Origin of the sequence: Martelella mediterranea (genome assembly GCF_004342225.1) — a bacterium.
Lineage (GTDB): Bacteria > Pseudomonadota > Alphaproteobacteria > Rhizobiales > Rhizobiaceae > Martelella > Martelella mediterranea_B.
Genome location: NZ_SMAR01000027.1, coordinates 1 through 26,844, shown reverse-complemented (window position 1 = coordinate 26,844; position 26,844 = coordinate 1). Strand labels below are relative to the sequence as shown.

The following is a 26,844-nucleotide window of genomic DNA, read 5'->3' as shown; positions in this document are numbered from 1 at the left end:
ATTGCTATGAAATTAAACGATTTCACGTACAAAGCAAAAAAAAGTGAAGAAACGCGCGACAAACTCCACGACTAAAGCACGCCGAAGGCGGCCTTTACCGGCAATCTCTGTCCGGCGCGCACCGGCCGGCCCGGCGCACCGGGCGATCCTGCGCTTCGGGCCGCGGGTCTTTCAGGCCAGCATCGGCAGGAATGGCACAACGGCCAGAAAGCGTGAAGGCGATGGCAAGACGCCCATTGCCACCATGCCGCTTCTTTATGGCTACACCGCCGGGCGAAAGCCGGTCTGGCCGACTTCTCCACTCCGCCTGAAAAGATCGGAAACCCGGCGAGGATGGTGCGATGATCCAGCCTCACCGAATTATAACCGTCCCGTTCGCCTGCCTTTCGATGGCGGCTATGAACTCCTGCGCCGTAACGATCATATTTATGACGCCGTTATTGTTCTGGACTGGAACATAACGTCGAGAGTGCGCAATCGCGGTTCAGCGATTTTCTTTCACCTGAAACGGCCAGATCATGGCCCGACTGCTGGCTGCATCGCACTTACCGCACGGGACATGGCGTTGCTGCTGCCGCACCTGAAACGCGGTCTCAGGCTGGTGGTTCACGACTGACCGGATGGAGGGGCTGCGGTTTCGTCCGGAAGGCGCGACGCCTCGTGATGTTCTGTTGCCTCATAATAGGCTTCCTGTTCCGGTGTTTTCTCGCCGTCTGCCGCTTCCAGCACCCACTCACGCCAGATCGCGACCATCAGCGCCATCAAAACCGGCCCCAGAAACAAACCGATCAGCCCCATGGTTTTAACACCGCCAACCAGACCGAAGAAGGTTGGCAGGAATGGCAGTTTGATCGGGCCACCAACAAGACGCGGACGCAGGGTCTTATCGACGATGAACAGTTCAATCGTTCCCCAGGCCAGCAGCGCCAGCCCGTGAACCGGCGTTCCGCGCGCAATCAGATAACCGGAAATCAATGTAAAGGTCAGCGGCGCGCCACCCGGAACCATTGCCATGACGGCAGTTATCAGTCCGAAGGAAACATAATTCGGCACCCCTGCAAGATAATAGGCCGTGCCCAGAACAACGCCCTCCCCCATGGCAATCAGCGTCATGCCTGTGACGGTTGACGAAATGGTGGCCGGGACGACGCGGGAAATCCTCTGCCAACGGTTTGGAAACAAACGTTCGCCGATAATGTCCAGCTGACCGACGAATTTGGGGCCGTCCTTGTAAATAAAGAACAACGCAATCAGCATGAACAGCGCCGCCAGAATGAGACCAAATGCCCGACCGCCAACGAACAGAGCGGTGCGATAAATACCGCCGATATTCTCTCCGCTGACAGCCTGAATGAGTTGGCCGATATCACCGGGTTGCCCGAGATAGGTTTCCCACTTTTCTGCAATCCACTGCCCCACGACCGGCAGGTTGAAAATCCAGTCCGGCGCGGGCGCACCAATCCTGTTGGCCTCGGTCGCCCAGATGATCCACGCCTCCAGCTCACGCGACATATAAATAACGGCAAAGACAATCGGGAGGATCAGAAAAAGCAGGATCAGGAAAATCGCGATTGCCGACGTCAGCGCACGGCGATTGCCCAGACGCCGGTTAAGATCGTTGAAGATCGGCTGTGAGGCAAAGGCAATGATCAGGGCTGCCAGCACCGGCACGATAAAGCCATGAAAGAAATAGATCGCAGCGGCAGCAACGCCGAGCAACAGCCAACGGGCCGCCGAAACCGAAGGGATTAACGGAACGCGGGCGGATGCGGAAGATGACCCGATCCAACGTTGTTTTCTGACGCTGTTATGAGGTTCCTGTGACTGCGCCATCTGCTTCTTTCGTGTCTCAAATCAAACAACCGGCCACCAGGCCCGATCAGCATGACCTTTATCACACCGACTTTCTTTATGGAGCCGTTTGTTAAGGTTGCAATGGTGAAAGCACTCTAAAATGCCTCCGGGGTGCCGGGATCAAAACCGGCTTTTCTTAAGATATCCAGCGCTTCCAGCCGGGCTCTGCGCGCTTCTTCCGGATCGACGATAAAAGGTTCAGCCGCCAGTCTTTCGATATGCCTGTCTGTCAGACGATTCTGGCGTGCACCGGCACGCACAAGCCAGAGATACCAGTCGAAGGGGCGGCGCGTGGCATCGCGAAATTCTTCCATCGCGATATAGGTCATCGCCGTTATCGTTTCGCCGGTAGACAGGAGACGAACCGGAACGTCATTCAGACGGTCATAGCCTTTGCCAAGACCTTCAAAGCCATCGAGCAAAACCTGTTCGGAGCAATCCAGCGTAAACAGGACACCTTCAACGTGATGACCGGAAGCGGGAAAAATCGTCGCCTTTCCGGATATGTCATTGGCGACTTTGGAGAAATCGAGTGCGTGATGATCAAGCCTTGCAGCGCCGCACAGCTGCGCGGAGGGACAACGCCGCTGAAGCCGCTCAGCCAGCATGTTGGAACCATAGGCAAAATAGTGCAACCGAGCAGGCATTATCTCTCCAGTTCCTCGCGCAAAACTTCCAGCTCCAGCCAGGCTTCCTCCTTTGACGACAGGTCCTCACGCATTTTTTCCAGCAAACCTGCGGCCTTATTGAAACCGGCAGGATCGCGCGTGAAAAAGTCAGGTTCAGCCATCTTCTCCTCAAGCTTGCCGATATCGCTTTCCAGCTTTTCGATTTCCTTCGGCAGATTTTCGAGCGCGAATTTCTGCTTGTAGGAAAGCTTGCCCTTGTTCTTTGGCAGATCCTGCTTCGGTTGAGCCTTGGCCTGAGCCGCCTGCTTTTCTTTTTTCTCTGCCTTTCTGGCTTCCGCTTCGGCGCCTTTGCGCTGGGCCTGCATATCCGAATAGCCGCCGGCATATTCCAGCCACTCGCCATCTGGGGCCAAAGGGTTCGCCGGGGCTATGGTTGCCGTGACAGTGCGGTCGAGGAAATCACGATCATGCGAAACCAGAATGACGCTGCCGGAAAAACCGGAGACGATTTCCTGCAAAAGATCGAGCGTTTCGATATCCAGATCATTGGTCGGCTCATCAAGGATCAGCAGATTTGCGGGTCGCGCGAGGATCTTCGCCAGCATCAGCCGGGCGCGCTCGCCACCGGAAAGGCTGCGAATGGGGGTGCGGGCCTGTTCCGGCTGAAACAGGAAATCTTTCATATATCCGGTTACATGACGCTGCTCACCATCGACCAGCAGCGTGTCGCCGCGTCCGTCTGTGAGATAATGCGAGAGCGTGTCATCAGGGTTCAGCTCTTCACGCTTCTGATCAATTGTCGCCATTTCCAGATTGACGCCAAGGCGGACAAAGCCGCTATCGGGGGCCAGCTCACCGGTCAGCAGTTTGAGCAGCGTCGTCTTGCCCGCACCGTTCGGGCCGACAAGACCGATCCGCTCGCCCCGGCTGACCTTAAGTGAGAACGGTTTGACAATCTCACGGTCGCCATAAGACTTGGTTATATCTTCAGCCTCAATCACCAGCTTGCCGCTCTCACGGCCTTCCGTCACTGTGGCGTTGACCGTGCCCTGCGGCCCGCGATGTTCCCGGTGGCGCGCACGCATATCGTGCAGCTCGCCAAGACGGCGCATATTGCGCTTGCGCCGCGCCGTCACACCATAGCGCAGCCAGTGCTCTTCGCGCACAATGGCACGGGCCAGCTTGTGCTGTTCAGCCTCTTCTTCTTCAAGAACCTTGTCGCGCCATTCTTCAAAATGGGCAAAACCACGGTTCATCCGTCGCGAAACACCGCGATCCAGCCAGACCGTTGCCGTGGTGGTATTTTCAAGAAAACGCCGGTCATGCGAAATCAGAACCAGCGCCGAACGCGTCCCGGCCAGCTCACCTTCCAGCCATTCAATCGTGGTCAGATCAAGATGGTTGGTCGGCTCATCGAGAAGCAGGATATCCGGTTCAGGCGCCAGAACACGCGCCAGTGCAGCACGGCGGGCCTCTCCTCCGGAGAGCGTACGCGGGTCAGCACCCGGCTCCACGCCCAGATGCTCCATGAGGTAGGTCGCGCGATAATGCTCATCGCCCGGCGCAAGACCGGCAACGACATAATCTTCGACTGTTGCGAAACCGGAGAAATCAGGTGCCTGCTCCAGATACCGCACTGTCGAGGAGGGGTGACGAAACACTTCGCCTGACTGCGGTTCGACCATGTCTGCAGCAATCTTCAGCAAAGTCGACTTGCCAGAACCATTGCGCCCGACCAGGCAGATCCGGTCGCCGGGCTCAACCTGCAGACCCGCACCCTGCAACAGCGGCGTGCCGCCGAAGCTTAAATGAATATCATCCAGTTTCAGAATTGGCGGGGCCAAAACTCAGACTCCCGAAAAATCATAGGGCCGGACAATGATGATGCCACGGCCGCTTTTCAAGGTTATGCGAACAGGTTCATCCGTGTGGCCTGCAATGTTGGAGACCGTGCGCGGCAGACCGAACGGTGCTTCAAAGCCATCCAGCGGATAGCCGGCATTTTCAATCGACAGACCATGAAGGTCGGAAAACCCAAGAATTGAGAACAGCGCACCTGGCGGTATATCGATCACGGTTTCACCTGCAAGAAGCGGATAGGCCTCTTCCACTCCGGTGGTCAGCATCATCTCACAGCCGTTTTCAGCCATATTGACGGCGAACAGCATGTTCATCAGGCCGTGATCGGTGCGTTCGCCCGCCAGAGCGCCGGCCATGATGATCTTACCGGCGCCGCGAATAATCGCTTCGCCCGCAGCCAGTGCGCCATCGGTTTCGTTCTTTTCCGGCGGAAAGCTCTTCTGCTCGATATCCGGCCAGCGCTTCAGAAGTCCTTCATCCGTCGAATCGAAGTCACCAACCCAAAGTTCCGGAATGATGCCAAGCCCCTCGGCGTGGCGCATACCGCCATCGGCTGCAATGAACCGGCTTCCGGCAACGGCTTTCTTAAGCCTGCCGCTGATATCCAGATGTCCGGAAAGCAAAATGGTAAAGGTATCGCTGTTGCTCATGCCGTAAGGCAATAGCGAATATAGGGACGAAACGAAAGCAGATTCGCCTCAGCCTTCGCTTCCCTGACAATGCTGGTGCGCATAATCGTGGGCATAGTCTTCCAGCGCACTTACGAACCGCTCATAGAGAGCGGTAAACGCTTCCAGCTCCTCTGCATTCCAGTCCTCTGTAATGGTTTCCAGAAGTCTGCGCTTCACCGCATGGATCTTACTGACCAGCGCTTCACCGTCTGCCGTTACCACCAGAATGGACCGACGCGCATCGGACTGGCAAATCCGGCGCTCAAGATGCCCCTGACTGACCAGTTCGGCAACAATGCGGCTGGCACGTGAGGGATCAATACGCATCCCCTCAGCAACAGCACCGATGGTCACCTCTCCGTCAGCCTCAAGGCGCTTTACGAGATCAAGGACATCGAGGTGGGTCACCTCCAATGCCGGAGCAACTGCCGCAATCGTGACCCGGCTGATAACACGCCTGCGCATGAGCAGCTGATTGCGGGTCATCGTTGCAGAAAGCCGTTTCAGAGAGGCGCCGCCTTTCCTGTCGCTGTCCGATGCGTCCATTGTACTCCCAGCCCCTTTATTCAAAATTCCATATTCGAAATATGCACTTTGCAAATATATGCCATTGACATTATTATGCCAATCTCACTGTTACATGCCAAAAGCACACATTTCAGGCCTCCATTTCATGCAAGAACAGCCATTCATCTCGCTGGTCGAGAACCCGAAACTGCGGATCGCCGCGTTCCTGTTCCTGCTGATGGCGATGTTTCTGGCGACTCTCGATAATCAGATCGTCTCAACAGCTTTGCCAACAATTGTCGGTGAGTTCGGCCAGATGGAGCGTTTTGGCTGGGTCGCCTCTGCCTATCTTCTGGCGACCTGCGCGGTTATGCCGCTTTATGGCAAACTCGGCGACCTGATCGGTCGTAAATATGTTCTTATGACGGCCATAACGATTTTTCTGATCGGCTCACTGACTTGCGGTCTGGCAATTTCCATGAACACACTGATTGCAGCGCGTGTTCTTCAGGGCTTCGGTGGCGGCGGTCTGATGGTTTCAATCTTTGCATTGAATGCCGATCTGTTTTCACCAAGGGAACGGCCGAAATATCAGAGTTATGCTAGCCTGGTCATCATGACCTCCGGTGCCCTGGGCCCGATCCTGGGCGGGACAATGACCGATGCGTTCGGCTGGCGGTCGATCTTTCTGATCAACCTGCCGCTTGGGCTGATTGTCCTGATCGGACTGTTCATGCTGATGCCAAACCGCAAGCCGAACCGAACGCCGACAATCGATTTTGCCGGTACCATTCTGCTTGCAATCTCAGTGACCGGGATTGTTTTGTGGAGTGACTCTTCCCAGATATTCGGCTCCATGACAGCACCGGGCAGTTTCACGGTGCTGGCCATCTCCTGTGTTTGCATCCTGCTTTGGATCCGGGTCGAGCGACACGCCCGCGAACCGATTATTCCGCTGCTGCTTCTGGCGCATCCGACCGTTGCACTTCTGATCGCAATATCCATCACCAGTGGCGCGGTGGCGATTGGTATGGTCAATTATTTCGCGCTTTTCCTGCAATCCGTCTTCGGGCTCGCTCCGGCAAGCGCAGGCTTGTTTTTTATTCCTGTCACGACCGGCATTGTTGTTGGCTCCCTAACCAGCGGGCGACTGATGTCCGCAAGCGGGCGGTACAAGCCCTATGCTATTCTGGGGCTTTCGCTCAGCACATTCTGCTTCATTATGCTCAGTGTTTTTGGACGAAGCGAAACACCGCTTTTCTTCATTGCCGTTTTGATGGGACTGCAGGGAATAGGGATCGGTCTCGGCCAGCAGGTCCCGGTTCTGGGCGTTCAGAATGCCGCCCGTGGCGGCGATATCGGCGCGGCGACAGGAACCGTCACATTGTCGCGGATGATTGGCGCTGCGACAGCCATTTCGATCTACGGCGCACTTCTGGGCAAAAGCCTGGATGCCGCTGGCAGCATTCCCGGCGTGGGTCCGGTCTCGGATCTGAAGCCGGTCGCTCTTGGACAGCTCGGTGAATCGGCCCACGCCATCGCGGTTTCAGCGTATGAAAGTGCATTTGCAAACGTGTTCTTTTTTGCTGCCCTGACAGCCGGACTGGGCCTTGTTGCAGCGCTCGTCGTCAAATCATCGGAGCTTGGGTATTCTCAGGCAAAGTCCGGCAAAGCCGGAGCCTGATCTGGCCTTCACGCCGTTGCAACACGTTCGAGAGGTAAGAGCCGGCCGCTGCGTCGCAGGAGGAACTGCGCCAGCAAAAACTGCCCACTCAAACCGGCTAAAAGCAACAGCGTATCTGCAAGAAGCGTAAGGGGAACAGTGACGCGCATGACCTGAAATACAACAGCAATGAGCGAACCACTGACAAAGGTTACAAGGCTGGCCTGCCCCATAACCATGACCGGATAGAATGGCTTCGTCTCAAACAGCCGCCTCAAGAAGGGCAGGCATGACAGGATATAGGCAACCGCGAGAATATGAAGAATACGCGCCGGCCCCAGTGTCTGTTTGCTGGTATCAGCCAGCACGTCCGGCACGAAATCCGGCCATGGAAATGCATACTCGCCGGAAAGACGCCACCACGCTGCAAATACGATAAACGCCGCGGCAGCCCCCAGCAGAGCGGGGTGCGGGCCGACCAGGACCCGCCCCTTCTTGGCGGCAATACCAACCGCCAGACCGATTGCAAACAGAAACTGCCAGCACAGCGGATTGAAGAACCAGGTATACTCACCCGGATAGGATGGCAGTTTCAGACCGAAATACCGCGCAACAAGCCAAAGGGCTGCAGAACACGCCAGCATAAGCCAGATCCGGCACGTACCAAGCAGAAGCAGCCCGGGCAGAAACAAAAACAGCACGACATAAAGCGGCAGGATGTTGAAATAGCTGATCTGATAGGTCAGCAGCATTAGCCCGGCCAGTGCGGCAGCCGGAGCCTGCAACAGCCACTTCAGGCCAAACGATGCCATGAACTCATCCAGACCGAAGATATGCCACGCACCGACAATCATCACTGCAGCTGCCAGCGAAGCGAAAATATGCGCCAGATAAATCGTCCGCACCCGCCGCAGAATGCGGGCAATCGCAGAGCTGGTTTTGCCGGGCTGGAAATGACGGCTATAGGCAAGACCGGCTGCAATGCCAGAGATCAGAACAAACGCTTCTGCCGCATCGGAAAAACCGATCATTCTGAAAGTATAATAGGAATAGAGATTGCCCGGAACGTGATCGACGAAGATCGTAATCAGAGCGAGACCACGCAGAACGTCGATCCGCGAATCGCGGCCACCTCGCACTGAAGTACCCACCGCGCCCGATGGCGCCGCTGCCTTGTTCAATCAACGCTATCCTTTTACGCCCGAAAGGTCGGGCTGGTTATCGGTGGCAGACTCAATGCCACCTTCTGCTTCAGAAATGTCAGCAGAAACTGTTTCAGGCCTCCAGCGCGCCAGAACCTGATCCTTTTCGATCATGATTGCAGCGCGGCTAAACTCTTCGACTGTCTGAAACAGTCCAAGCGCCGATGCGACCCGACCGCTTGTGCGCGATGATGTCACTGAAATCAGAAACGGACTGATAATCTGGGGCACGGCAATGGGCATCAACCAGTAGAACAGGTCCGGGGCAAAGAAATGAGCCCCGGCAAGCATGAGGATGCCCGTTAACGAAATCCACCAGCTGGCGCGAAATGCATCCTCAAGAGACAGGTAGTGCCCTTCACGATTGGAGGCCGGCCAGCCGCCATCCATACCAAGCACGACCTGCATGACCGAACGGCTCTGATACATCAGTGTGATCGGCGCCAGAATAGAAGACCAGACCACTTCCATCAGTGTTGACCAGAACACCTGGACAAAGCCACCGAAGCGCCGCGCTTCACCCGTCAGCCCTGACCGAAGCGCGATCAGCAGTTTTGGCCCGATCAGAAGGCCGCCGACGCCAACGAGCAATGTGACAGCCAGCGCTGTTTCAGCTTTGGGGAACATTGCGGGCAGATAGGGACTGGGAAAATAGTCCGGCTCAGGCGCAAAAAGCGGCGCAACGACAGAAGCAACAATAAACATCATCCAGAGCGGTGAACTGACATAAGCCATCACTCCTTGCAGAAACGTGAAGCGGTTCCAGGCCTTGATGCCCGGCGCAAACAGAAGCCGGATGTGCTGGAGGTTACCCTGACACCAGCGACGGTCACGCTTGGCAAAATCGACCGTATTCTGCGGACCTTCCTCGAAGGAGCCCTCAAGATCGTAATCGACCCGCACGATCCAGTCCTTGCGGGCAAGAAGAGCAGCTTCCACATAATCGTGACTGAGGATATGCCCCCCGAAAGGCGGACGCCCTGAAAGTGCAGGAAGGCCGCAGCTTTCAGCAAAAGCTTCGGTGCGCACAAGGGCGTTATGGCCCCAGAACGGCCCCTCACTGCCCTGCATGCGTGCCAGACCGCGCGTATAAATCGGCGAAAAAAGACCAGCGGAAAACTGGAGAGCGCGTGCAAACCATGATTCAGATTCAATGATTTTTGGCAGAGACTGCAGCAGGCCCAGCTTTGGCTCTGCCTCCATCCGGCGCAGCATCTCGATGATGGTTTCACCTTCCATCAGGCTGTCTGCGTCGAGGATCAGCATATAGGTGTATCGCGCGCCATAACGGCGCACGAAATCACCGATATTTCCGGCTTTCTTACCGGCATTATCGGTACGGCGGCGGTAAAACGCGCCAACCTGTCGCGGCATGTCCGCATGCAGTTTGCGAAACCACTCCTCCTCTTCGGCAACCACGCTTTCGTTGCGGCTGTCGGAAAGGATAACGATATCGAACAGGTCCGCATGATCGGTTTGGGCAAGACTGTTGGCCATTGCCAGCGCAGAAGAAAATGTCTCGCGGGGATCCTCGTTATAGACCGGGATCAAAATAGCTGTTCTGGCACTTAATCCGCTCTCGCTCAGGCTCGCGCGCGGCGGCGTCTTCATCTTCCCGCCAATCAGCCCGCCGACGCCCAAGGATGCACCCCAGGCAATCCAGGCCGCAGTCGCAGCACAAAGCGCAATCCGGATGTAATCGACGAAATCGATGCCATCTGCGAAAAAAACATCAATAGCCAGTCGCGATGCGATGAGCGCGACAGCGGCAGAAAATAAAACGGATATAGTACGCCGGAAAGCCAGCATGATTTACCCTTGGCTGATGACGGTGGCCGTGAACCTTGGTCTTAAGAGTTTCAGGAACGAAGCGACCGAAGGCCGGGAATGCTCTGCAGGGGAGGAACCAGTGCCGAAACGATCCGCGAGACAAAGCCAGCACGTTCGATGACCTGCTCAGGCATCGGCAGCGGTGCAGCGTCGGGCAAATAGCGACTGATCTCTGCTTCGGTATGATTTTCTTCAATTCGGTTGGTCATCACCCATTCTCCATTGATAAAGCCATACTTCAGATATGTCGCGATCGCCGTTCGTCAACGCGCCGACAATCTCGACAGGCTTGTCGCCATCAGGCTTGATGTCGATGGCGAGGCGCCAGATATTCTCATTGCGGATCGCCGAAACAGTGGAATGCACAACCTCACCATTGGTGACGTGCAGACGTTCGGAAATCTTGGCGCTTGCAACAGCATCATCCAGCGCGCCACCGGCGAAATCGACGATCAGCTTACGCACACCGTCGGCACTGTTTCCGCCGGATACACCGCCCTCACCGCTGCGCACCTCAACGACACGCGCCAGCCGGGACCGATCTTCTTCGATCGCCCCCCAGGTCAGACGATAGCTGTATTCCGCAGACCCGCCGGCCTGCGGCTTTTCTTTCGGCTGCCAGAAGCAGACGATATTATCGTTGACTTCCTTATCCGTCGGAATCTCGACAAGTGAGATATTGCCTTCACCCCAGTCGCTGAGCGGTTCGACCAGAAGTGACGGGCGACGCTCATAATGTGCTTCGGCATCCTGATAATCTTCAAAATCCCGATGCCGCTGGTAAAGCCCGAAGGCACGCGGACTGGTTTCCGAAAAATAGGAATTGGCCAGCTTCTTGCCGTTGTGCAGGCTGCGCCATAATTCTGTTCCGTCCGCGCGAACGATCTTAAGGCCCTCACTGTCGTGGACGCGCTCACGGTAATCGTCGAAAGCGTGATGGTTTGCGGGTCCGAACAAATACATCGAAGTCATGGGGGCAACGCCCAGACGCTCGATTTCGTTCCGGAAAAACAATCGGGCCGTCACTTCCATCCGCGTATTCATGCCGGGCGTGATGATAAATCGATAAGCGCCGGTCACACTCGGCCCATCCAGAGCAGCAAAAACAGTGATCTTTTCCGTGCCGGTTTCAGGGCGCACAACATAGAAGGCTGAGAAACGGGGAAACTCTTCGCCGGACGGTGTTGCCGTATTCACGGCAAGGCCGCGCGCTGAAAGTCCGTAGATATTGCCCTCACCAAGAGCGCGGAAATAGGAAGATCCGAGAAATGAAATCAGTTCGTCGCTGACATCGGGACGATTGAGCGGATAATTGATGCGAAAACCGGCGACGCCCGGCAGCTCGACGCCTGAAAAGTCCGCAGGATTGAGTGGCGGCTGAAAGATGAAATCGTCTGCTGAAAAAACCTGCTTTTCGGCTTCGCCACCCGCGACCTCGTAAATGTCTACCGGCGTTTTGAACAGCCAGCCAAGCGGAAAAACATGAAGTTGGAACGCTGAACGATCACGCCAGATCGCCTTGTTGGGATCATACCGCACTGCACGATAGCCATCGTAGTCCAGCTTCTGAAATGCTTCGGGCACGTTCTCGGCTGGCGCAGAATAAGGCTTCGACGCTTTGACCCGCATCTGCTCTGTCAGCTTGTCAAAAGAGAAGGATTCTTGCGGTTCGGCGGGCTGCGTATTCTCGCCTTGCATCGGCACCTTGTCCGGCTCGACCGGCGCATCCTGCGCGAAAGCTTTTCCTGATAAACCTGAGAACGCGAAGGCCCCCACGGCCGTCTGCGTCAGAAAGCTGCGTCGTTTCATAATCCGTCCAACCAATTCAAACCAACCAATCGCCTAATCGAAAACGCCTGTCGCCCAATAACTTTTCCGTCGGACCGCCCGCCAAAATTGAGCCGCAACAGGTCTGAAATCCCGAAGCGGCTGCTCATGCTAAAAAACGAGTCGATTTCCTAACGGAACAGAAGGGCTGTGGTTCCGTATCCCCGGCAAAATAAATCGCATTTTTCAACCGTCTCGTTCATAAATTGCCCTTCTGGAAAATGCTACTGACAAAAAGAGGCTGGAATGCGATTTCGCACTCCAGCCTCAAATAAAAAAATCATCCGGTCACAATCATGCCGGGCTCAGGCCGAAAAGTTTTTTGCGGCGCACCCGGATTGCAGTCACCAGACAATTCGTTCCGTTATCGGGTATACTTAAGCAGCGTTGACGATTTCCACAAGCTCGATAGCGAAATTGAGATCTTCGCCTGCCAGCGGATGGTTTGCGTCAACGGTAACCTGATCTTCTTCAACCTTGGTCACGACGAGCGGCACGGTGTCGCCGTTGGGCGTGCGGGCCTGCAGCTGCATGCCGGGCTGGATTTCAGCATCCTGCGGCATGGCCGAACTCGGTACAACCTGAACCTTCTGCGGATCATGCGCGCCATAAGCCTCTTCCGAGGCAACCTTGACCTGACGCGTATCACCAACGCTCATGCCTTCGATCTCACGATCAAGACCTGGGATGATCTGTCCGGCGCCGACGGTAAATTCCAGCGGGTCACGCCCCTGTGAGGAATCGAAGGTCGAACCGTTGTTCAGGGTCCCTGTGTAATGAATACGAACGGTGTCCCCGCTCTTTGCTTCTGCCATTTGTGTGCTCCTTCCTTGCGAACACTTCTCAGGATGAGCCGACACACTCCTTTGCATGACGACTGGCGGGTTCGCTTGGAAGCCCAAGCGAAGCACCAACCTAATGTTTTTCCACGCTGGTTTCAAACCCCGCAGGCACCGAGTTTTCCGCTCTTGCATCACCTGCCGGGGCGCGATACTCATCAACTTGCTCTAACGGGGTGCGGTCGCACTGAATTTGAAAGGCGACGCTGAGAGGACTTTTGGATCCAACCCGAGGAACCTGATCCGGTTAAAACCGGCGGAGGGATTAGATGCGCGAAACATTCGACGCCCTTTTCCCATTGACCAATAAAGGAGGTGGCGTCATGCCGAGAATTCTTCCATTGACGATGCTAGCCGCTCTGGCAGCTTTTGCAGGGGCCAGCACCCCCGCTTTCGCAGATGAAAAGCCAGTGCTCACCGTCTACACCTATGAAAGTTTCAATGCCGAATGGGGTCCGGGGCCTCTGGTCAAAGAGGCGTTTGAGGCAGAGTGCGATTGCACTCTTAAATTCGTGAGTGTTGCCGATGGCGTAGCGCTTTTGAACCGGATGAAGCTTGAGGGCAAAACCAGCCAGGCCGACATCGTTCTCGGGCTGGATAACAACCTGACCTATGAAGCACGCGAGACCGGACTCTTTGCGCCTGTCAGCCTTCCTGAAGGATCAATCAATATTCCCGGCGGCTGGTCGGACGACACCTTTATTCCCTTCGACTATGGCTATTTCGATGTTGTTTATGACACCGAAAGCATCGAAACGCCGCCCACCAGCCTCGATGACCTCGTCAATGGACCCAAGAACCAGAAAATTGTGATTGAAGACCCCCGCACCTCGACACCGGGTCTCGGCATGTTGCTCTGGATGAAATCGGTTTATGGTGACGAGGCCGCCGGCAAATGGAAGAGCCTAAGCAAGCGCATTCTCACTGTCACACCCGGCTGGTCGGAAGCCTATAGCCTGTTTACCGATGGTGAAGCGCCCATGGTGCTTTCCTACACCACATCGCCAGCCTATCACGAAATTGCCGAAAATTCTGAACGGTACAAGGCCGCTGATATCGATGCGCTTTACATTCAGGTTGAAGTCGCAGCAATGACTGAGAATACGGATGTGCCCGAGCTGGCGGAACGCTTTCTGGCCTTCATGCTGACGCCCGGCTTTCAGGATACCATCCCGACGCATAACTGGATGATGCCTGCTGCGAAAACGTCGAACCCACTTCCCGCTGCTTTTGAAAATGCGGTCAAACCGACGAAGACGCTGCAGTTCTCGCCGAAGACCGTTGCCGAAAACCGGCAGGCCTGGATTGATGAGTGGCTGAACGCAATGAGCGCCCGCTAACGCCACGCGCTCTGAGCGGGTCTTCAGCCTATCAACCGAAAGTCAGCGCCCTTGTATCTGTCTGCTTCAGAATTCCGCCGCTCTTACCGCGCTGGTGCCATCGCACTTGGCGCGGTTTGCCTGTTCATTGCTGCGGCCGTTCTTGCACTGCTGCGCTCCGGCGGCGAGGCCGCGCTTTCTGCGGTTTTGAGCGACGTTTATGTCTGGCGCATTCTTCGGTTCACCCTGTTTCAGGCCTTGCTATCAACAGCTTTGTCGGTGATCTTCGCCATACCGGTCGCACGTGCGCTCGCCCGTCAGCCACACTTTCCCGGCAGGCTCTGGATTATTCGTCTGATGGCCGTTCCACTCGGCCTTCCCGTTCTTATCGGCGCCCTCGGGCTGATTGGTGTCTGGGGACGGCAGGGCCTCTTTAATGACCTGGTCGCTTTTGCCGGTTATGACCGTCCGCTTCAGATTTACGGGCTGCAGGGCATTCTTCTGGCCCATGTTTATTTCAACCTCCCGCTTGCCGCACGCCTGTTCCTTGCCGGTCTGGAGCGTGTGCCGCAGGAGTACTTCAAATCTGCTGCAATGCTTTCCATGCCACAGCGCTCGGTCTTCCGGTTCATCGAATGGCCGGTCATCGCTCCGCTGATCCCTGGCATAGCCGGTCTGGTTTTCATGCTATGCGCAACATCGTTCACACTGGTCCTGATTTTAGGGGGCGGCCCTGCAGCAACAACGCTGGAAGTCGCGATTTATCAGGCGTTGCGCTTCGATTTTAATCCATCACGCGCTGTGGCGCTGGCAGGCATGCAGATCGTACTGACCGCACTTGTCCTTTTTGGGCTTTCCTTCTTTCCCAAGCCAAAGGATCCCGGAACAAGTGCCGATACCACTCAGACGCGCCCCGACAGCCGCAAAGGCCGCCTGAGGCTGGCTGATTCCGGACTGATCGGACTGTTTGCCGTTTTTCTGGCGCTGCCGCTGCTGATCATCGTCTTCAAAGGCGTTCAGGCCGATCTTCTTAAAATCATTCGGGAACCGGTTTTCCTGCGTGCACTTGCAACAAGTCTTTCAATTGCGTTTTCCGCCGCGATTATCTGTCTTGCCATTGCACTCTCTTTTATTGCGGCAACCAGTGCGATCGCAGCGATGAAGCACCCATCATCCTTTGACCGTGGCCTGTCCGACCTGATGGGCGCAATGGGGTCTCTCGTGCTTCTGGTGCCGCCCATCGTGCTGGGGACCGGCTGGTTCCTGCTGGTGCGCCCGTTCGGGCTGACAGAAATGGCTGCGCCGGTGATCGTCGTTGCCATCAACACGCTGATGGCCCTGCCTTTCGTGCTGCGTGTTCTTCAGCCAGCCATCGCCATACACCGCAGCCGCACAGCCCGTCTTTCGGCAAGCCTCGGTCTTTCAGGCTTTAACCGCTTCAAAACGATAGACTGGCCGGGCTTGAGAAAACCACTGACAACGGCAATGGCCTTTGCCATGGCGCTCTCGCTCGGGGATCTGGGGGCTGTCGCGCTTTTCGGCGGAAACGAACTGATGACACTGCCATGGCTGCTTTACAGCCGCCTCGGCAGCTATCGCACGGCTGATGCGAACGGGCTTGCGCTTATTCTCGGCTTCGTTTGTCTGTTGCTGATGATTGCCGGAACGCGCGGCCAGAAGGCCAGAGCAGGTGGGATTTAGGGACACCGACATGATGAAATCAGCCGATATAGCGCTTGAAAATGTCACACTGACGCTGGGGGAGAACCGCTTTAACTTCGACGGTATCATCGCAGGAGGTGCCATCAACGCTGTGACAGGGCGCTCAGGCTCCGGGAAAACCACGCTGGTTAATTTGATCGCCGGTTTTGAGGCGCCTTCGACAGGCCGCATCATAATCGGCGACAAGGTGATGAACGGGATCCATATTGCAGATCGGCCCGTCACGCTGGTGTTTCAGGATAATAACCTGTTCGCGCATCTCGATATCTTCACCAATATCGGTCTTGGCATCGATCCCGCTTTGAAGCTGAGCCCGGATGACAAGGCCCGCATCAGCAAGGCGCTGGAACGTGTTGGCCTTAAAGGGTTTGAAAAACGAAAGGTTGCCTCGCTTTCAGGTGGAGAGCGACAGCGTGCGGCCTTTGCGCGCGCTTTGGTGCGCAACCGTCCCGTCCTGCTTCTGGACGAACCCTTTGCCGCGCTCGATCCCGATACAAGAGCGGAAATGGGCGCGCTTCTGGTTGAACTTCACCGCGAAACCGGCAATACGGTTGTCATGGTGTCTCATGAGCCAGACGAGATGGACCGGCTTGCCGACCATCGACTGGTCATTGAACATGGCCGCTTTTCAGCGCGCTATTGACGGTTTTTAAACCGAACGCCACATAATGTGCAGTGTGATGCGGCAAATGAGGGATGCGGCATCATCCAAAAGCCGGATACTTATTCGCGCTCAGGCGTTGTATTGGTTCCGGTTCAAACGATCAGCAGGCGCTTAGAGAATGGAACGAAAAAACGGGTCGGGACCAATAACGGTCGCAACAGCCGCTCCGATGCGGAAACGGCGCCTCAATACGGTCGCTGCATTGTGCACTTTGCTGTTTCTCGGTGCCTGCCAGACGGCTGACAGTTATTTTGTGCTTCCGGAAAATCAACAGGGGTTGCAAACGGTTGATGCGCTGACCCGCAATGATCCAAACGCGGCAATGGGCGCGCGCGAGCATCCGAATATCCTGAAGACCTACGGCGGACAATATCGCGATCCTCAGGTCGAAAAGCTGGTTGCCCGCATCGCCGGCGCACTGACAGCGGTTTCGGAAAACCCGCAGCAGACATACCGGATCACGATTTTGAACTCGCCGACCATCAACGCGTTTGCACTGCCCGGCGGTTACCTTTATGTCACCCGCGGCCTTCTTGCCCTGGCCACAGATGCTTCTGAAGTGGCGGCAGTTCTTTCTCATGAAATGGCGCATGTGACGGCCAATCATGGCATCGAGCGGCAACGCCGCGAGGAAGCCGAGGCGATCTCCAATCAGGTGGTTGCCGAAGTGCTTCCCGACAGCGCACAGGCTCAGAAGATCGCGGCACGCGGCAAGCTGCGTCTTGCTGCGTTCTCACGCCAGCAGGAACTTGAGGCAGACGCCATCGGCATCCGTATGCTGTCTGAAGCGGGCTACGACCCGCATGCCGCAGCCCGCTTCTTGCGCTCGATGGCAGCCTTCGCAGCTTACGAGTCAGCCTCAGCTGACGGTGAATCGAGCCTCGACTTTCTCTCCAGTCATCCCAGCACACCTCAGCGCATTCAGCTTGCAGAAGATCAGGCGGATCAATACGCGAAGAAAGATGGAGCAGGCGAGATTGGTTCGGAATATTTCCTGAATGGCATCAATGGCATGCTGTTCGGCCCAAACCCGGAAGACGGCTATATTCGTGACCGGAATTTCTATCACCCGGAGCTGAAAATCGCGTTTCAGGTTCCGCCAGGCTTCGTCATGACCGACAAGGCCAACTCCGTTGTGGCCACAGGCCCAAACAATGTGGCAATCCGGTTCGATGGGGTTAAGGCCGATGGTCGCCGTAATCTGGAAGACTATATTCAAAGCGGCTGGGTAACAGGGCTTGACCCGTCGACTGTGCGCGCCATGACCATTGGCGGGCTGCCTGCCGCGAATGCGCGGGCAAATGCCGGGGAATGGCAGTTTGACGTTACGGTTATCCGCTCTGGCGGCGATATTTATCGCCTTCTGACGGCAACGCCACGCGGCAACACCAATCTTGAAGAAATCGCAAGTTCGGTGCGCTCCAGCTTCCACAAGATGACGCCGGAGGAAATCGCATCGGTCCAGCCACTTCGTGTACGCCTCGTTGAAGTTCAGCCTGGTGATACGGTTGCCAGCATGGCAGCAAGAATGATGGGCACAAACCGCAAGCTGGAGCTGTTCCAGATATTAAATGCCCTGCCTGCAGGCGCATCACTTTCTGTTGGCCAGAAGGTCAAGATTGTTTCTCAGTGAACAACCATGGCATTTTGAGGCTTACATCAGAAATTGATCGGACTTGAAGCCGGTTTCAGGCTGGCACCAATGCATTGGCCTGGGGATCTGCAGTCATGGCGGCTTTCAGCTTTTCCAGAGCCCGCCCCTCGATCTGGCGCACACGCTCCTTCGATATGCCCAGTTCATCACCCAGTTCCGCCAGTGTGGCTGCTTTTTCGGCAAGTTTGCGAGCCTTGATAACCCGACTTTCGCGTGGAGATAACTTTGCCAGAGCCGACCTCAGCTTTTGGGAAATACGCTCACCATCGATGATTCCGGTGACCTGTTCTTCCGGCAGCGGTGCATCACAGACAATCATGTCCATACGCTGAGCCCCATCTTCTTCGCCATCACCGCCAAGCGGAGCCTGCAGTGAGGTATCATTGCCGGAGAGGCGGGCATCCATGGCCTGAACGTCATTCACGTGAACGCCGAGACGACTGGCAATCTCCACATAAATCGCCTGCGCGCTCATTGATCGGTCACGTGCGGCAATCTGCGCCCGTAAGCGGCGTAGTTTGAAAAACAGCGCCTTCTGGGCAGAGCTTGTTCCGCCGCGCACAATCGACCAGTTGCGCAGCACGAAATCCTGCATCGCGGCACGGATCCACCAGCTGGCATAGGTGGAAAACCGCACGCCACGCTCATGATCAAAGCGCGCCGCCGCTTCCAGAAGCCCAAGATAGCCTTCCTGCACAAGATCGCTCTTGGGAAGGCCAAAGCCCTTGAATTTGGACGCCATGGCGACAACCAGCCGCAAATGCGCCATTGCAATGTCGTTGCGGGCCTTATTGTCCTCACGTTCGCGCCAGCGGGTGGCAAGCGCAGTTTCCTGCTCGCGCGTGAGATAGGGTGCGGCCATCGCTGCACTGGCAATGCGGTGATCTTCGGCGCTGTAATGATTCATCTTACGTCTCCCGCGTTCCCCTGTCGCCCGGCGTTAGAGCCGGGAAAAGCCGCCTTTAAAGCCATGTGTTCTGGCAGGTGATACCGGAAATCGTTTCTCCGGAAACACGCTTCAGGCGGATCACTAAAAGTGTAAACGTGAGAAAGGGCTATTTGGTTCACTTTTCCTGACAATTTCAGGTGGGAGCCCTTCAGATGCTTTCTTTTAACGCATCGGATTATCGAAAAGCGGAAGCTGATTTTTGCCCGACGCTCTATCGCGCTGTCAGCCAAGCTTTCTGACCACTGCGAAAACACAGCGGAACGGACAGGCAGGGAGATAATGCGTTTGCGGGAAGATTGTTTGTCTGGCCAGACCGGCATTTTGTCAGACCTTGGTGGCAATGGCAGAACACAGTTTTTTCGTGCCCTCAAAAAGAAAAATCCGGCCCAAAGGACCGGATTTTCAATGAATGACCGTTTGGGGCCACTACACCTGAAATGCTGCCTGATTAAGCAGCTTCTTCCTGTGCATCGTCTTCATCGGTTGCCTTGCCGCGCTTGGGACCTTTGGCAAGATGCGTTTCGACGAGACGAACGGCTTCTGTTTCGGAAACCTTGTTAACCGCAGCCACTTCACGCGCCATACGATCAAGTGCTGCTTCATAAAGCTGGCGTTCTGAATAAGACTGCTCCGGCTGATCATCTGCCCGGTAAAGGTCGCGGACAACCTCAGCAATGGCAATCAGATCCCCGGAATTGATCTTGGCATCGTATTCCTGTGCACGGCGCGACCACATGGTTCGCTTGACCCGGGCTTTACCCTGAACAATCTTCAGTGCGCGCTCAACGAAATCGTCTTCTGACAGTTTACGCATACCGATGCTCATCGCCTTGGCAACCGGCACCTTCAGACGCATCTTGTCTTTGTCAAAATCGATCACGAAAAGCTCGAGCTTCATGCCCGCGACTTCCTGCTCTTCAATAGCACTGATCGTACCGACACCATGTGCGGGATACACAATGGACTCACCGGTTTTGAAACCGTGACGGCCTGAGGATTTTTTTTGTTGTATCGTCATATGCTTTACAAACTCCCTGTTACGCATCCGGCGGGCGCCGGTTCCGGACAATGATCATCCGGATGGGCGGTCAACGGCGGTTGCCGCCCACTGTCTCCGCTAAACGGGCAATGGAAAACGTCACGAATTCGCAGACTCGTGCAGCCAATTGCTGGTCATGGAAAATGTTGGACGCTTGATGATTGCTTTCTCGGGCTAACAGGCATAGCTGCCGTTTTTTGGATCAGTCCCGAAGTTGTATCATAAATTGTAAGATAAAGCAATGCGAGACACGCCCGCGACAAAATGCCGCCAGCGAACAAGGAGCATGGCTGAGACCTAACCGAATTGAAAGCATTCGCCAAGCCCCTAAATGTGATGTGCCGCAAAAAAACGGATAGGGACCGAAAATGACAAATCCGAGGCCAGATCTGAGCCATTTTCAGGCTCAAAACAACAGCCGGTGACTGCGCATCTCCGGATGCTCAGGGTTTCTTGTTTGTACGCACCGCGTCAATGAAAAAAACTGATCAGGCAATTCCGTCCGGCGCTTTAATCGCCCGAACCCGGCTTGGTGGAGAAAAACTTCTCAAACTTGCTTTCAACACCATCCATCTCTTCAGCGCCGTCCATAGGCTCTTTCTTGATCGTGATGTTGGGCCAGGTTTCTGCATATTCGGCATTCAGCTTCAGCCAGTCGTCGAGCCCCGGCTCGGTGTCCGGTTTAATTGCCTCAGCAGGACATTCCGGTTCGCAGACACCACAGTCGATGCATTCATCAGGATGGATCACGAGAAAGTTCTCGCCTTCATAGAAGCAATCGACCGGGCAGACTTCGACACAGTCAGTATATTTGCACTTGATACAATTATCGGTCACGACATACGTCATGCGAGACTCCAGATATTCCTTCATTTTCCGGCAAGCTGACATGCGCAGTCAACCAACGCAGGATGCCATTTACCGGGATTGCGCGACCTCTGCTTAGAAACGAAGCTGCGCATGAGTACTTTCATGGGTGTGAGGTAATGGGTTTCCGGGCCGCGGGCAAGGCTATTTCATACTACCAATCAGAAAGCGTAGGGTAGATTTTTCCAAAAGCCGTTTTTTCTCCGGGCTTTCAGTCATCACCGCGAAACCGCATCATCTCGCGTCGCTCTTTCTTGGTCGGGCGACCGGAACCGGGCACCCGCTGAGCCTGCTCGAAAGCCGATATCTTCTCTCTGGCCTCCGGGGGCGGGCTCACGTCTTTATAAAGCAGGCGCGCTTCCGAATAAGGCCCGCGACGGGTTCCTGCACCAGCTATAATCAGCCTAACCTCACGGCGCTGGAGCGAAACCTCCAGACGGTCGCCAACAGAAACTTCGACACTTGGCCTGTAGATGCGGCTGCCGTTTACGCGCACATACCCATCCCGCACCATTTTCTGGGCGAGTGACCGCGATTTGACGATACGCGCGAAAAACAGCCACTTGTCGACCCGCTGCGGAGCCGACACGGCTGCATTTTCGGTGTCGCGCGCATCCACCATTGATTTACCGCTTCATCTGCGCCTTCAGAGCCGCCAGCTTGGCGAAAGGCGAATCCGGATCGACCGGCTTGTCACGTTCACGGCGCTGCGGGCGCTGCTGCTTGTTGTTATCGCCGGGACGATCCTTGCGCGGTCCTTTGCCGCCCTTGTGATCGCCTTCGCCACGCGGGCCACCGCCCTTGCGGTTCTGATTTCCGCGTCCACGCGCTTCGCCACGATTGCCGCGGCCCTGCTGTGTGCGGTTACGGTCATTCTGACTACGACCACCCTGCCGCCAGAGCAGAACCGGCTTGGGCTCTTCCTCTTCGGGCTTTTCAGAAGCGTTCCCGCTTTCAGCAGATGCAGCGCCTGCATCGTCTCCAGCATTGGCGGCAGGCTCAGTCTCTGAAGGCTGAGTGCCTTCGTTCTTCTCAGGCGTTGCTGTTGCTTCTCCAGGCGCAGCCTCGGCGCTCTGTGCCTGTTCCGCTACAGCCGGCTTTCTGGCGACAGTTTCAACAGCCACACCTGCCGGTTTGGAAGCCTGTTCCTTCTCCTTGTCACGCTCAGCCTGAATAGCCTCAATCTGCGCAACTTCGTCAGGGCTCGCGGTATCGGCACGATAGCCAAGACCTTTAAGGATTTCCTCCATGTCATCCGGTGTCGCACCCAGGATCGACATCATCGCAGGCGTGGTTACAAACCGGCGTCCATCAAATGCACCTTCGGGACGCTGCGCCCCCTCTTCCGGTTTCCACTGGGTCAGCGGACGAATGAGATCGGCCAGACGCTCAAGGATATCGATCCGCACCGCCCGCTTTCCGAGGAAACGGAAGCCGGCAAGCTTGTAAAATTCGCGCTCAAAACTCGGATCCGTGACGACCGATGTGCGACCGGCGGCCAGAACAGAGATCAGCTCACCATAGCCGGGCTTGTCGAGGCCGTCGTTTTTCAGCGCCCACAGAAGGGTAATCAGCTCCGCCGGAGCTGGCTTTAAGAGTGCCGGAACGAAAACATGATAGGCGCCGAAACGCACACCATAGCGGCGCAGCGAAGCACGCGCATCCTGATCGAGCGACTTCACCTCGTTCGCCACATCACGACGGAACAGAACGCCGAGATTTTCCACCAGCTGAAACGCGAGGCCACGCGCCAGGCCATCCAGATCCTCTGCCACAGACAAATCGTCAAGCGGTTTCAGAACAGTCTGAATGTGGTGATTGACGAACCGCTCGATGCGGGCGACGACATGATCGCGTGCTGCCCCGGTCAGTTGTTCATCGGCCAGCAGCACGACACGCGGCCGCAGGACATTGTCTCCGGCGACCAGACGGCCAACGGGATCGCCAAGCCAACGGACCAGACCGGACGAATCCAGCGCCAGGTCACCATTACCGGAGGCATGCAGACGCGCGGCGCGCGCTTCAAACTCCAGCGCAAGCGCTTTTTGCGACGCCGCTTCAATTGCCTTGGCATCAGGACCCTCAGCCCCCGACGCGGCCTTGAAACGGAAGCCCGCCAATTCCCCCACATGATGTCCCTCAACGAAGACATCCCCATTTACGCTTACTTCAGCTTCAAGCATTGCATTCTCTCTCAGGCGCTTCATCAGCACTGATGTCCTGCGATCAACGAAGCGTTTCGTCAACCTCTCATGCAGGGCATCTGACAGCCGATCCTCGATTTTTCGTGTCTTTTCCTGCCAGTGTGTCGGATCGGCAAGCCATCCGGGCCTGTTCGACACATATGTCCAGGTTCTTATTTGGGCGATACGGGCCGAAAGTGTGTCGATCTCACCATCCGTTCGATCGGCATGTTTCACCTGTTTCGCCATATAGTCTTCATTCACCGCTCCATGCTCGATGATATCGAGATAAAGCGAGGCAATCAGCTCGGCATGTTGTGCCGGAGCAATCCGACGATAATCCGGCAGTGCGCAGGTTTCCCAAAGCATCTCAATCCGGTCTGACCGATCGGCCTTCTCGGCGATCTCCGGATTCCGGGCCAGAAACTCCAGTGCGCGCTGATCGACAGCAGGCAGGGCGCGGGTCAGCCCCTGCACACGCGGCACCTCATCGAGGCTTCTTCGCAATGAAGCCAGCGAGGAAAAGTCCAGTGACTTGGAACGCCACTGCAAAACGCGAACCGGGTCGAATGTATGTGTCTCGATCTTCTCCGTCAGTTCGGCATCGAAAGGGGCGACACGGCTGGTCACACCAAATGTGCCATCACGCATATGACGGCCAGCACGTCCGGCGATCTGTGCCAGTTCACCCGGGTTCAGATTGCGGTATTGATGGCCATCAAATTTGCGATCCTGAGCGAATGCAACATGATCGACATCCAGATTAAGCCCCATGCCGATTGCATCAGTCGCCACAAGATACTCAACATCGCCATTTTGATACAGCTCGACCTGAGCATTGCGTGTGCGCGGAGACAAAGCCCCCAGAACCACAGCAGCCCCGCCACGCTGACGGCGGATCAGCTCGGCGATGGCATAAACCTCATCGGAGGAGAATGCGACGATTGCAGAGCGGCGCGGCAGCCGCGTGATTTTCTTCTGTCCCGCATAGATCAGCTGCGACATGCGCGGCCGCTCAATCACCGAAATGCCGGGCAGCATGGACTGCAGAATCGGCTTCATGGTCGCTGCGCCGAGAAACAACGTCTCTTCGCGGCCGCGCAAATGAAGGATTCTGTCGGTAAAGATATGCCCGCGTTCCAGATCTCCGGCGAGCTGAACTTCGTCGATGGCGACGAAAGCCACATCGGCTTCACGCGGCATAGCCTCGACCGTGCAAACGCTGAAGCGCGCCTTGGGCGGGGCGATCTTTTCCTCACCGGTGATAAGGGCAACGTTGTTGACGCCAACACGCTCGACGAGACGCCCGTAGACCTCCCGCGCCAGAAGACGCAACGGCAAGCCGATCACGCCGGATGAGTGTGCGACCATACGCTCGATCGCATAATGCGTTTTGCCGGTATTGGTCGGACCGAGCATCGCGGTTACGCCGCGACCGCTCAAGATCATTGCGCGTGCATTCAATGTCCCGGTCCCAAATTCCTGCAACCAGGGCCAAAACACCTGCCCCCGGTTCGTGCTTCATATCATCAGTTTTCACCGCACTTGTTCCTGAAAGCCGATGAAAGCGAACGCTGGCTTTATAAATGGCTTGCAACGATGCTGCAAGCAAGGGGCCTATAAGATTTCAGGGTGAAAAAGCGCGTTTTTGTTAATATTCAGAACAGACGCGAACGAATCAACGACGAATCGCTGACACCACTCAGTTTCGGGTTTGTTCACGGCTACATTTTGCGATTGAACTCATTTCCATATCTATATTTAGATTCGCGTTACGCCCGCCATGAGAACAACAGGCAATTGCAGAGCGCGACTGTTAACCATTCCTGACAAAGTGTTAACAGCTGGACGCGAACAAAAGCCGGATTTTACCCGGGCGTAAGCCCTGCTTCACGCAACGCGGGCAGATAAGTCCGGCTCACAGGAAGGCGGGCACCTGCTGAGGTCACCACAACAATTCTGCCGTCCTCACGCGCGACTTCGGCGACAGCCTCCAGCGCGACCCAGTGTGAGCGATGGATACGCAGCCCTTCAACCGGCGCGGTTTCATCAATGGCGTCTTTCAGGCGCATCAACAGCATTTCGCGGCCGGCGGACGTGACGACATCCACATAGTGATCACTGACACTGACAGACAGCAGGCGCCCGCGTTTTTGCAGCGGCAGCCGCGCAACCAGCCGCGGCGTTGAAAGAAGGGTCGCCTTTTCATCCGCCGCAACCACGTCCACCGCCTTTTCGGTTCGTTGTTCATTCTCTCCCAGAAGCATCATTGCGGCGACGACGGCAGCGGCGACCAAAAAGGCATGATAGGCGGTTGAAAAAAGCGCGCCCGGCAAAATAGCATCAGTCCCTGAAACGAGGATGGTAACGGGAATAACGGCAACTGTGCTCGCCAAACCGGCTGCCGCTGTAATGAGAACAAAATGCAGTGGTGCAGGCACTTTGTGTGAGCGCAGATACCAACCGGCCCAATTGCCGAAAAAATGTGCCGCGCCGTAGGTAAGACAGACAACCGCGACCCAGTAAACCAGCCTTTCTGCGAAGGCGAACTCGCTCAGGGTGCCGAACGGTCCAGACCAGGCCAGGATCAGAATGACAATCGTGAGCAGACCATATGTACGCCAGCTTGAGAAATCGCGCCGCATTTCACGAAGCGCGAAATGCAGGCCACTGCGAACCACGAAGTTTTCCGGCGTTTCATTCATGTGTGCTTTTCTGAGCGGCTCTTGAACGTCATTGAAGGCCGCAGATTATCGCGTCCTAAAACCGAAAGGAAGACGAGGAAATGGATATGATCATCGCAATCATCGAAGGCACGCCGATTTATGTCTGGGTCATTCTGGTCGTGCTCATTCTGCGCGGACTCAAGCAGTTTAAGGCACGCGACGTACACCAGCGCGCGCTCGTCATCATCCCTGCCTTGTTCATGATCCTGGCAATTCATCGTCTTGTCACACTGGATTATGCAGCTGCAGCAGCCACCGGCCTTGCCCTTGGAGCGCTTGCTGGCATTGGGCTGGTTCTGGCCATCCGCCCGCAACGCCGTCTCAAAGCTGCCGGTGAGAATACCGTACACATTGAGGGTGAATGGCACACGCTGGTGATGGTTCTGACGCTTTTTGCCGCTCTTTATGTTCAAAATGCCGGTCTGGCCGTTAATCCCGAGCTTGGCTCTCACCCGATGTTCATGGCAACGGTCAATTTCTTTGTCGGTCTGGCCACGGGCTTCTCCGTCGCCCGTTCTGCGGCCTATATCCACAAGGCCCGCACGGTTTTAAACGCGGTGTGAATACAGCAGAATGTGCGGAAAAATCCGCATATTCTGACACCAGAATTAACTTTCAGACCAAAGCCGGAACGAATCAGAGACGAATCGCTGACACCGTCATTTTCCCGTTTTGTTCACCACCAGATATAGCGGATTAACAATTTATAAACCATATTTTTCAGTATATTAGAGCATCGGGCGATTAGTCTGCAACGCATGCTGTTGATTTGAAGTAGTTCCAGCATTCCTGTGGCGAGAACAGTGCGCACACGTGGCCTACCGCTCTCCACAGGTCGT

General features: G+C 55.9%; 23 protein-coding genes and 1 riboswitch. Of the genes, 7 read left to right on the top strand and 16 right to left on the bottom strand.

Translation table 11 applies throughout. The features are described 5' to 3' along the window. The first annotated feature begins 43 nt into the window (after positions 1 to 43). Positions 44 to 616: a L,D-transpeptidase family protein gene (locus tag EDC90_RS15295; RefSeq protein WP_207903927.1), complete on the top strand. Its 573-nt coding sequence runs from the start codon at positions 44 to 46 to the stop codon at positions 614 to 616. Here EDC90_RS15295 and EDC90_RS15290 read toward each other — a convergent pair. The 5 genes from EDC90_RS15290 to EDC90_RS15270 form a co-directional block, all read right to left on the bottom strand. Continuing rightward, positions 607 to 1,833, bottom strand: coding sequence for an AI-2E family transporter (locus EDC90_RS15290; RefSeq protein ID WP_132313156.1), 1,227 nt, complete (start codon positions 1,831 to 1,833; stop codon positions 607 to 609). The genes EDC90_RS15295 and EDC90_RS15290 overlap by 10 nt on opposite strands. 116 nt (positions 1,834 to 1,949) lie before the next feature. Then, positions 1,950 to 2,501: a gamma-glutamylcyclotransferase family protein gene (locus EDC90_RS15285; RefSeq protein WP_132313154.1), complete on the bottom strand. Its 552-nt coding sequence runs from the start codon at positions 2,499 to 2,501 to the stop codon at positions 1,950 to 1,952. After that, complete coding sequence (locus EDC90_RS15280; RefSeq protein ID WP_132313152.1) at positions 2,501 to 4,327, bottom strand: ATP-binding cassette domain-containing protein; 1,827 nt, start codon at positions 4,325 to 4,327, stop codon at positions 2,501 to 2,503. The genes EDC90_RS15285 and EDC90_RS15280 overlap by 1 nt, the downstream gene beginning before the upstream one ends. Before the next feature lie 3 nt (positions 4,328 to 4,330). After that, positions 4,331 to 4,993, bottom strand: a complete 663-nt coding sequence (locus EDC90_RS15275; RefSeq protein ID WP_132313151.1) for a thiamine diphosphokinase — start codon at positions 4,991 to 4,993, stop codon at positions 4,331 to 4,333. Between the two features lie 48 nt (positions 4,994 to 5,041). Continuing rightward, complete coding sequence (locus tag EDC90_RS15270) at positions 5,042 to 5,560, bottom strand: MarR family winged helix-turn-helix transcriptional regulator (RefSeq protein ID WP_132313149.1); 519 nt, start codon at positions 5,558 to 5,560, stop codon at positions 5,042 to 5,044. A 127-nt stretch (positions 5,561 to 5,687) separates the two neighbouring features. Between EDC90_RS15270 and EDC90_RS15265 the strand changes: the two genes are divergently transcribed. Next, complete coding sequence (locus EDC90_RS15265) at positions 5,688 to 7,205, top strand: MDR family MFS transporter (RefSeq protein WP_132313147.1); 1,518 nt, start codon at positions 5,688 to 5,690, stop codon at positions 7,203 to 7,205. A gap of 8 nt (positions 7,206 to 7,213) precedes the next feature. Here EDC90_RS15265 and EDC90_RS15260 read toward each other — a convergent pair whose 3' ends face one another. The 5 genes from EDC90_RS15260 to EDC90_RS15240 form a co-directional block, all read right to left on the bottom strand. Beyond that, entirely contained in the window at positions 7,214 to 8,365 is a 1,152-nt protein-coding gene (locus EDC90_RS15260) for an OpgC family protein (RefSeq protein ID WP_132313145.1), read from the bottom strand. Positions 8,366 to 8,371: 6 nt separating this feature from the next. Then, positions 8,372 to 10,195: a glucans biosynthesis glucosyltransferase MdoH gene (gene mdoH / locus EDC90_RS15255; RefSeq protein ID WP_132313143.1), complete on the bottom strand. Its 1,824-nt coding sequence runs from the start codon at positions 10,193 to 10,195 to the stop codon at positions 8,372 to 8,374. 50 nt (positions 10,196 to 10,245) lie between these two features. Continuing rightward, complete coding sequence (locus EDC90_RS15250; RefSeq protein WP_132313141.1) at positions 10,246 to 10,425, bottom strand: hypothetical protein; 180 nt, start codon at positions 10,423 to 10,425, stop codon at positions 10,246 to 10,248. Continuing rightward, complete coding sequence (locus tag EDC90_RS15245; RefSeq protein WP_132313139.1) at positions 10,409 to 12,025, bottom strand: glucan biosynthesis protein; 1,617 nt, start codon at positions 12,023 to 12,025, stop codon at positions 10,409 to 10,411. The genes EDC90_RS15250 and EDC90_RS15245 overlap by 17 nt, the downstream gene beginning before the upstream one ends. A 395-nt stretch (positions 12,026 to 12,420) precedes the next feature. Then, positions 12,421 to 12,858, bottom strand: a complete 438-nt coding sequence (locus EDC90_RS15240; RefSeq protein WP_132313137.1) for an FKBP-type peptidyl-prolyl cis-trans isomerase — start codon at positions 12,856 to 12,858, stop codon at positions 12,421 to 12,423. A gap of 186 nt (positions 12,859 to 13,044) precedes the next feature. Continuing rightward, positions 13,045 to 13,164: riboswitch (TPP riboswitch) on the top strand. 41 nt (positions 13,165 to 13,205) lie between these two features. Here EDC90_RS15240 and thiB point away from each other — a divergent pair. From thiB to EDC90_RS15220, 4 genes are all read left to right on the top strand, one after another. Continuing rightward, entirely contained in the window at positions 13,206 to 14,222 is a 1,017-nt protein-coding gene (thiB, locus tag EDC90_RS15235; RefSeq protein ID WP_132313135.1) for a thiamine ABC transporter substrate binding subunit, read from the top strand. Positions 14,223 to 14,273: 51 nt separating this feature from the next. After that, positions 14,274 to 15,902: a thiamine/thiamine pyrophosphate ABC transporter permease gene (gene thiP, locus EDC90_RS15230; protein WP_165972854.1), complete on the top strand. Its 1,629-nt coding sequence runs from the start codon at positions 14,274 to 14,276 to the stop codon at positions 15,900 to 15,902. A 10-nt stretch (positions 15,903 to 15,912) separates the two neighbouring features. Further along, entirely contained in the window at positions 15,913 to 16,566 is a 654-nt protein-coding gene (locus tag EDC90_RS15225; RefSeq protein ID WP_132313133.1) for a thiamine ABC transporter ATP-binding protein, read from the top strand. A 190-nt stretch (positions 16,567 to 16,756) separates the two neighbouring features. Beyond that, entirely contained in the window at positions 16,757 to 18,220 is a 1,464-nt protein-coding gene (locus EDC90_RS15220) for a M48 family metalloprotease (RefSeq protein ID WP_165972855.1), read from the top strand. A 55-nt stretch (positions 18,221 to 18,275) separates the two neighbouring features. Here the strand turns inward: EDC90_RS15220 and EDC90_RS15215 are convergent, their stop codons facing one another. From EDC90_RS15215 to EDC90_RS15190, 6 genes are all read right to left on the bottom strand, one after another. Beyond that, entirely contained in the window at positions 18,276 to 19,148 is an 873-nt protein-coding gene (locus tag EDC90_RS15215; RefSeq protein ID WP_132313129.1) for an RNA polymerase factor sigma-32, read from the bottom strand. A 490-nt stretch (positions 19,149 to 19,638) separates the two neighbouring features. Next, a complete protein-coding gene (locus EDC90_RS15210) occupies positions 19,639 to 20,208 on the bottom strand; it encodes a CarD family transcriptional regulator (RefSeq protein ID WP_132313127.1) in 570 nt (189 codons plus the stop codon). A gap of 531 nt (positions 20,209 to 20,739) precedes the next feature. Beyond that, positions 20,740 to 21,078, bottom strand: a complete 339-nt coding sequence (gene fdxA / locus EDC90_RS15205) for a ferredoxin FdxA (RefSeq protein WP_132313125.1) — start codon at positions 21,076 to 21,078, stop codon at positions 20,740 to 20,742. Between the two features lie 229 nt (positions 21,079 to 21,307). After that, positions 21,308 to 21,718, bottom strand: coding sequence for an RNA-binding S4 domain-containing protein (locus EDC90_RS15200; RefSeq protein WP_132313123.1), 411 nt, complete (start codon positions 21,716 to 21,718; stop codon positions 21,308 to 21,310). Positions 21,719 to 21,722: 4 nt separating this feature from the next. After that, positions 21,723 to 24,728, bottom strand: coding sequence for a helicase-related protein (locus tag EDC90_RS15195; RefSeq protein ID WP_132313204.1), 3,006 nt, complete (start codon positions 24,726 to 24,728; stop codon positions 21,723 to 21,725). Between the two features lie 419 nt (positions 24,729 to 25,147). Further along, positions 25,148 to 25,984 carry a LytTR family DNA-binding domain-containing protein gene (locus EDC90_RS15190; protein WP_132313121.1) on the bottom strand — a complete coding sequence of 279 codons (837 nt, stop codon included), beginning with the start codon at positions 25,982 to 25,984 and terminating at the stop codon, positions 25,148 to 25,150. 80 nt (positions 25,985 to 26,064) lie between these two features. Between EDC90_RS15190 and EDC90_RS15185 the strand changes: the two genes are divergently transcribed. Next, positions 26,065 to 26,568, top strand: coding sequence for a DUF6622 family protein (locus EDC90_RS15185; protein ID WP_132313119.1), 504 nt, complete (start codon positions 26,065 to 26,067; stop codon positions 26,566 to 26,568). Positions 26,569 to 26,844: the final 276 nt, after the last annotated feature.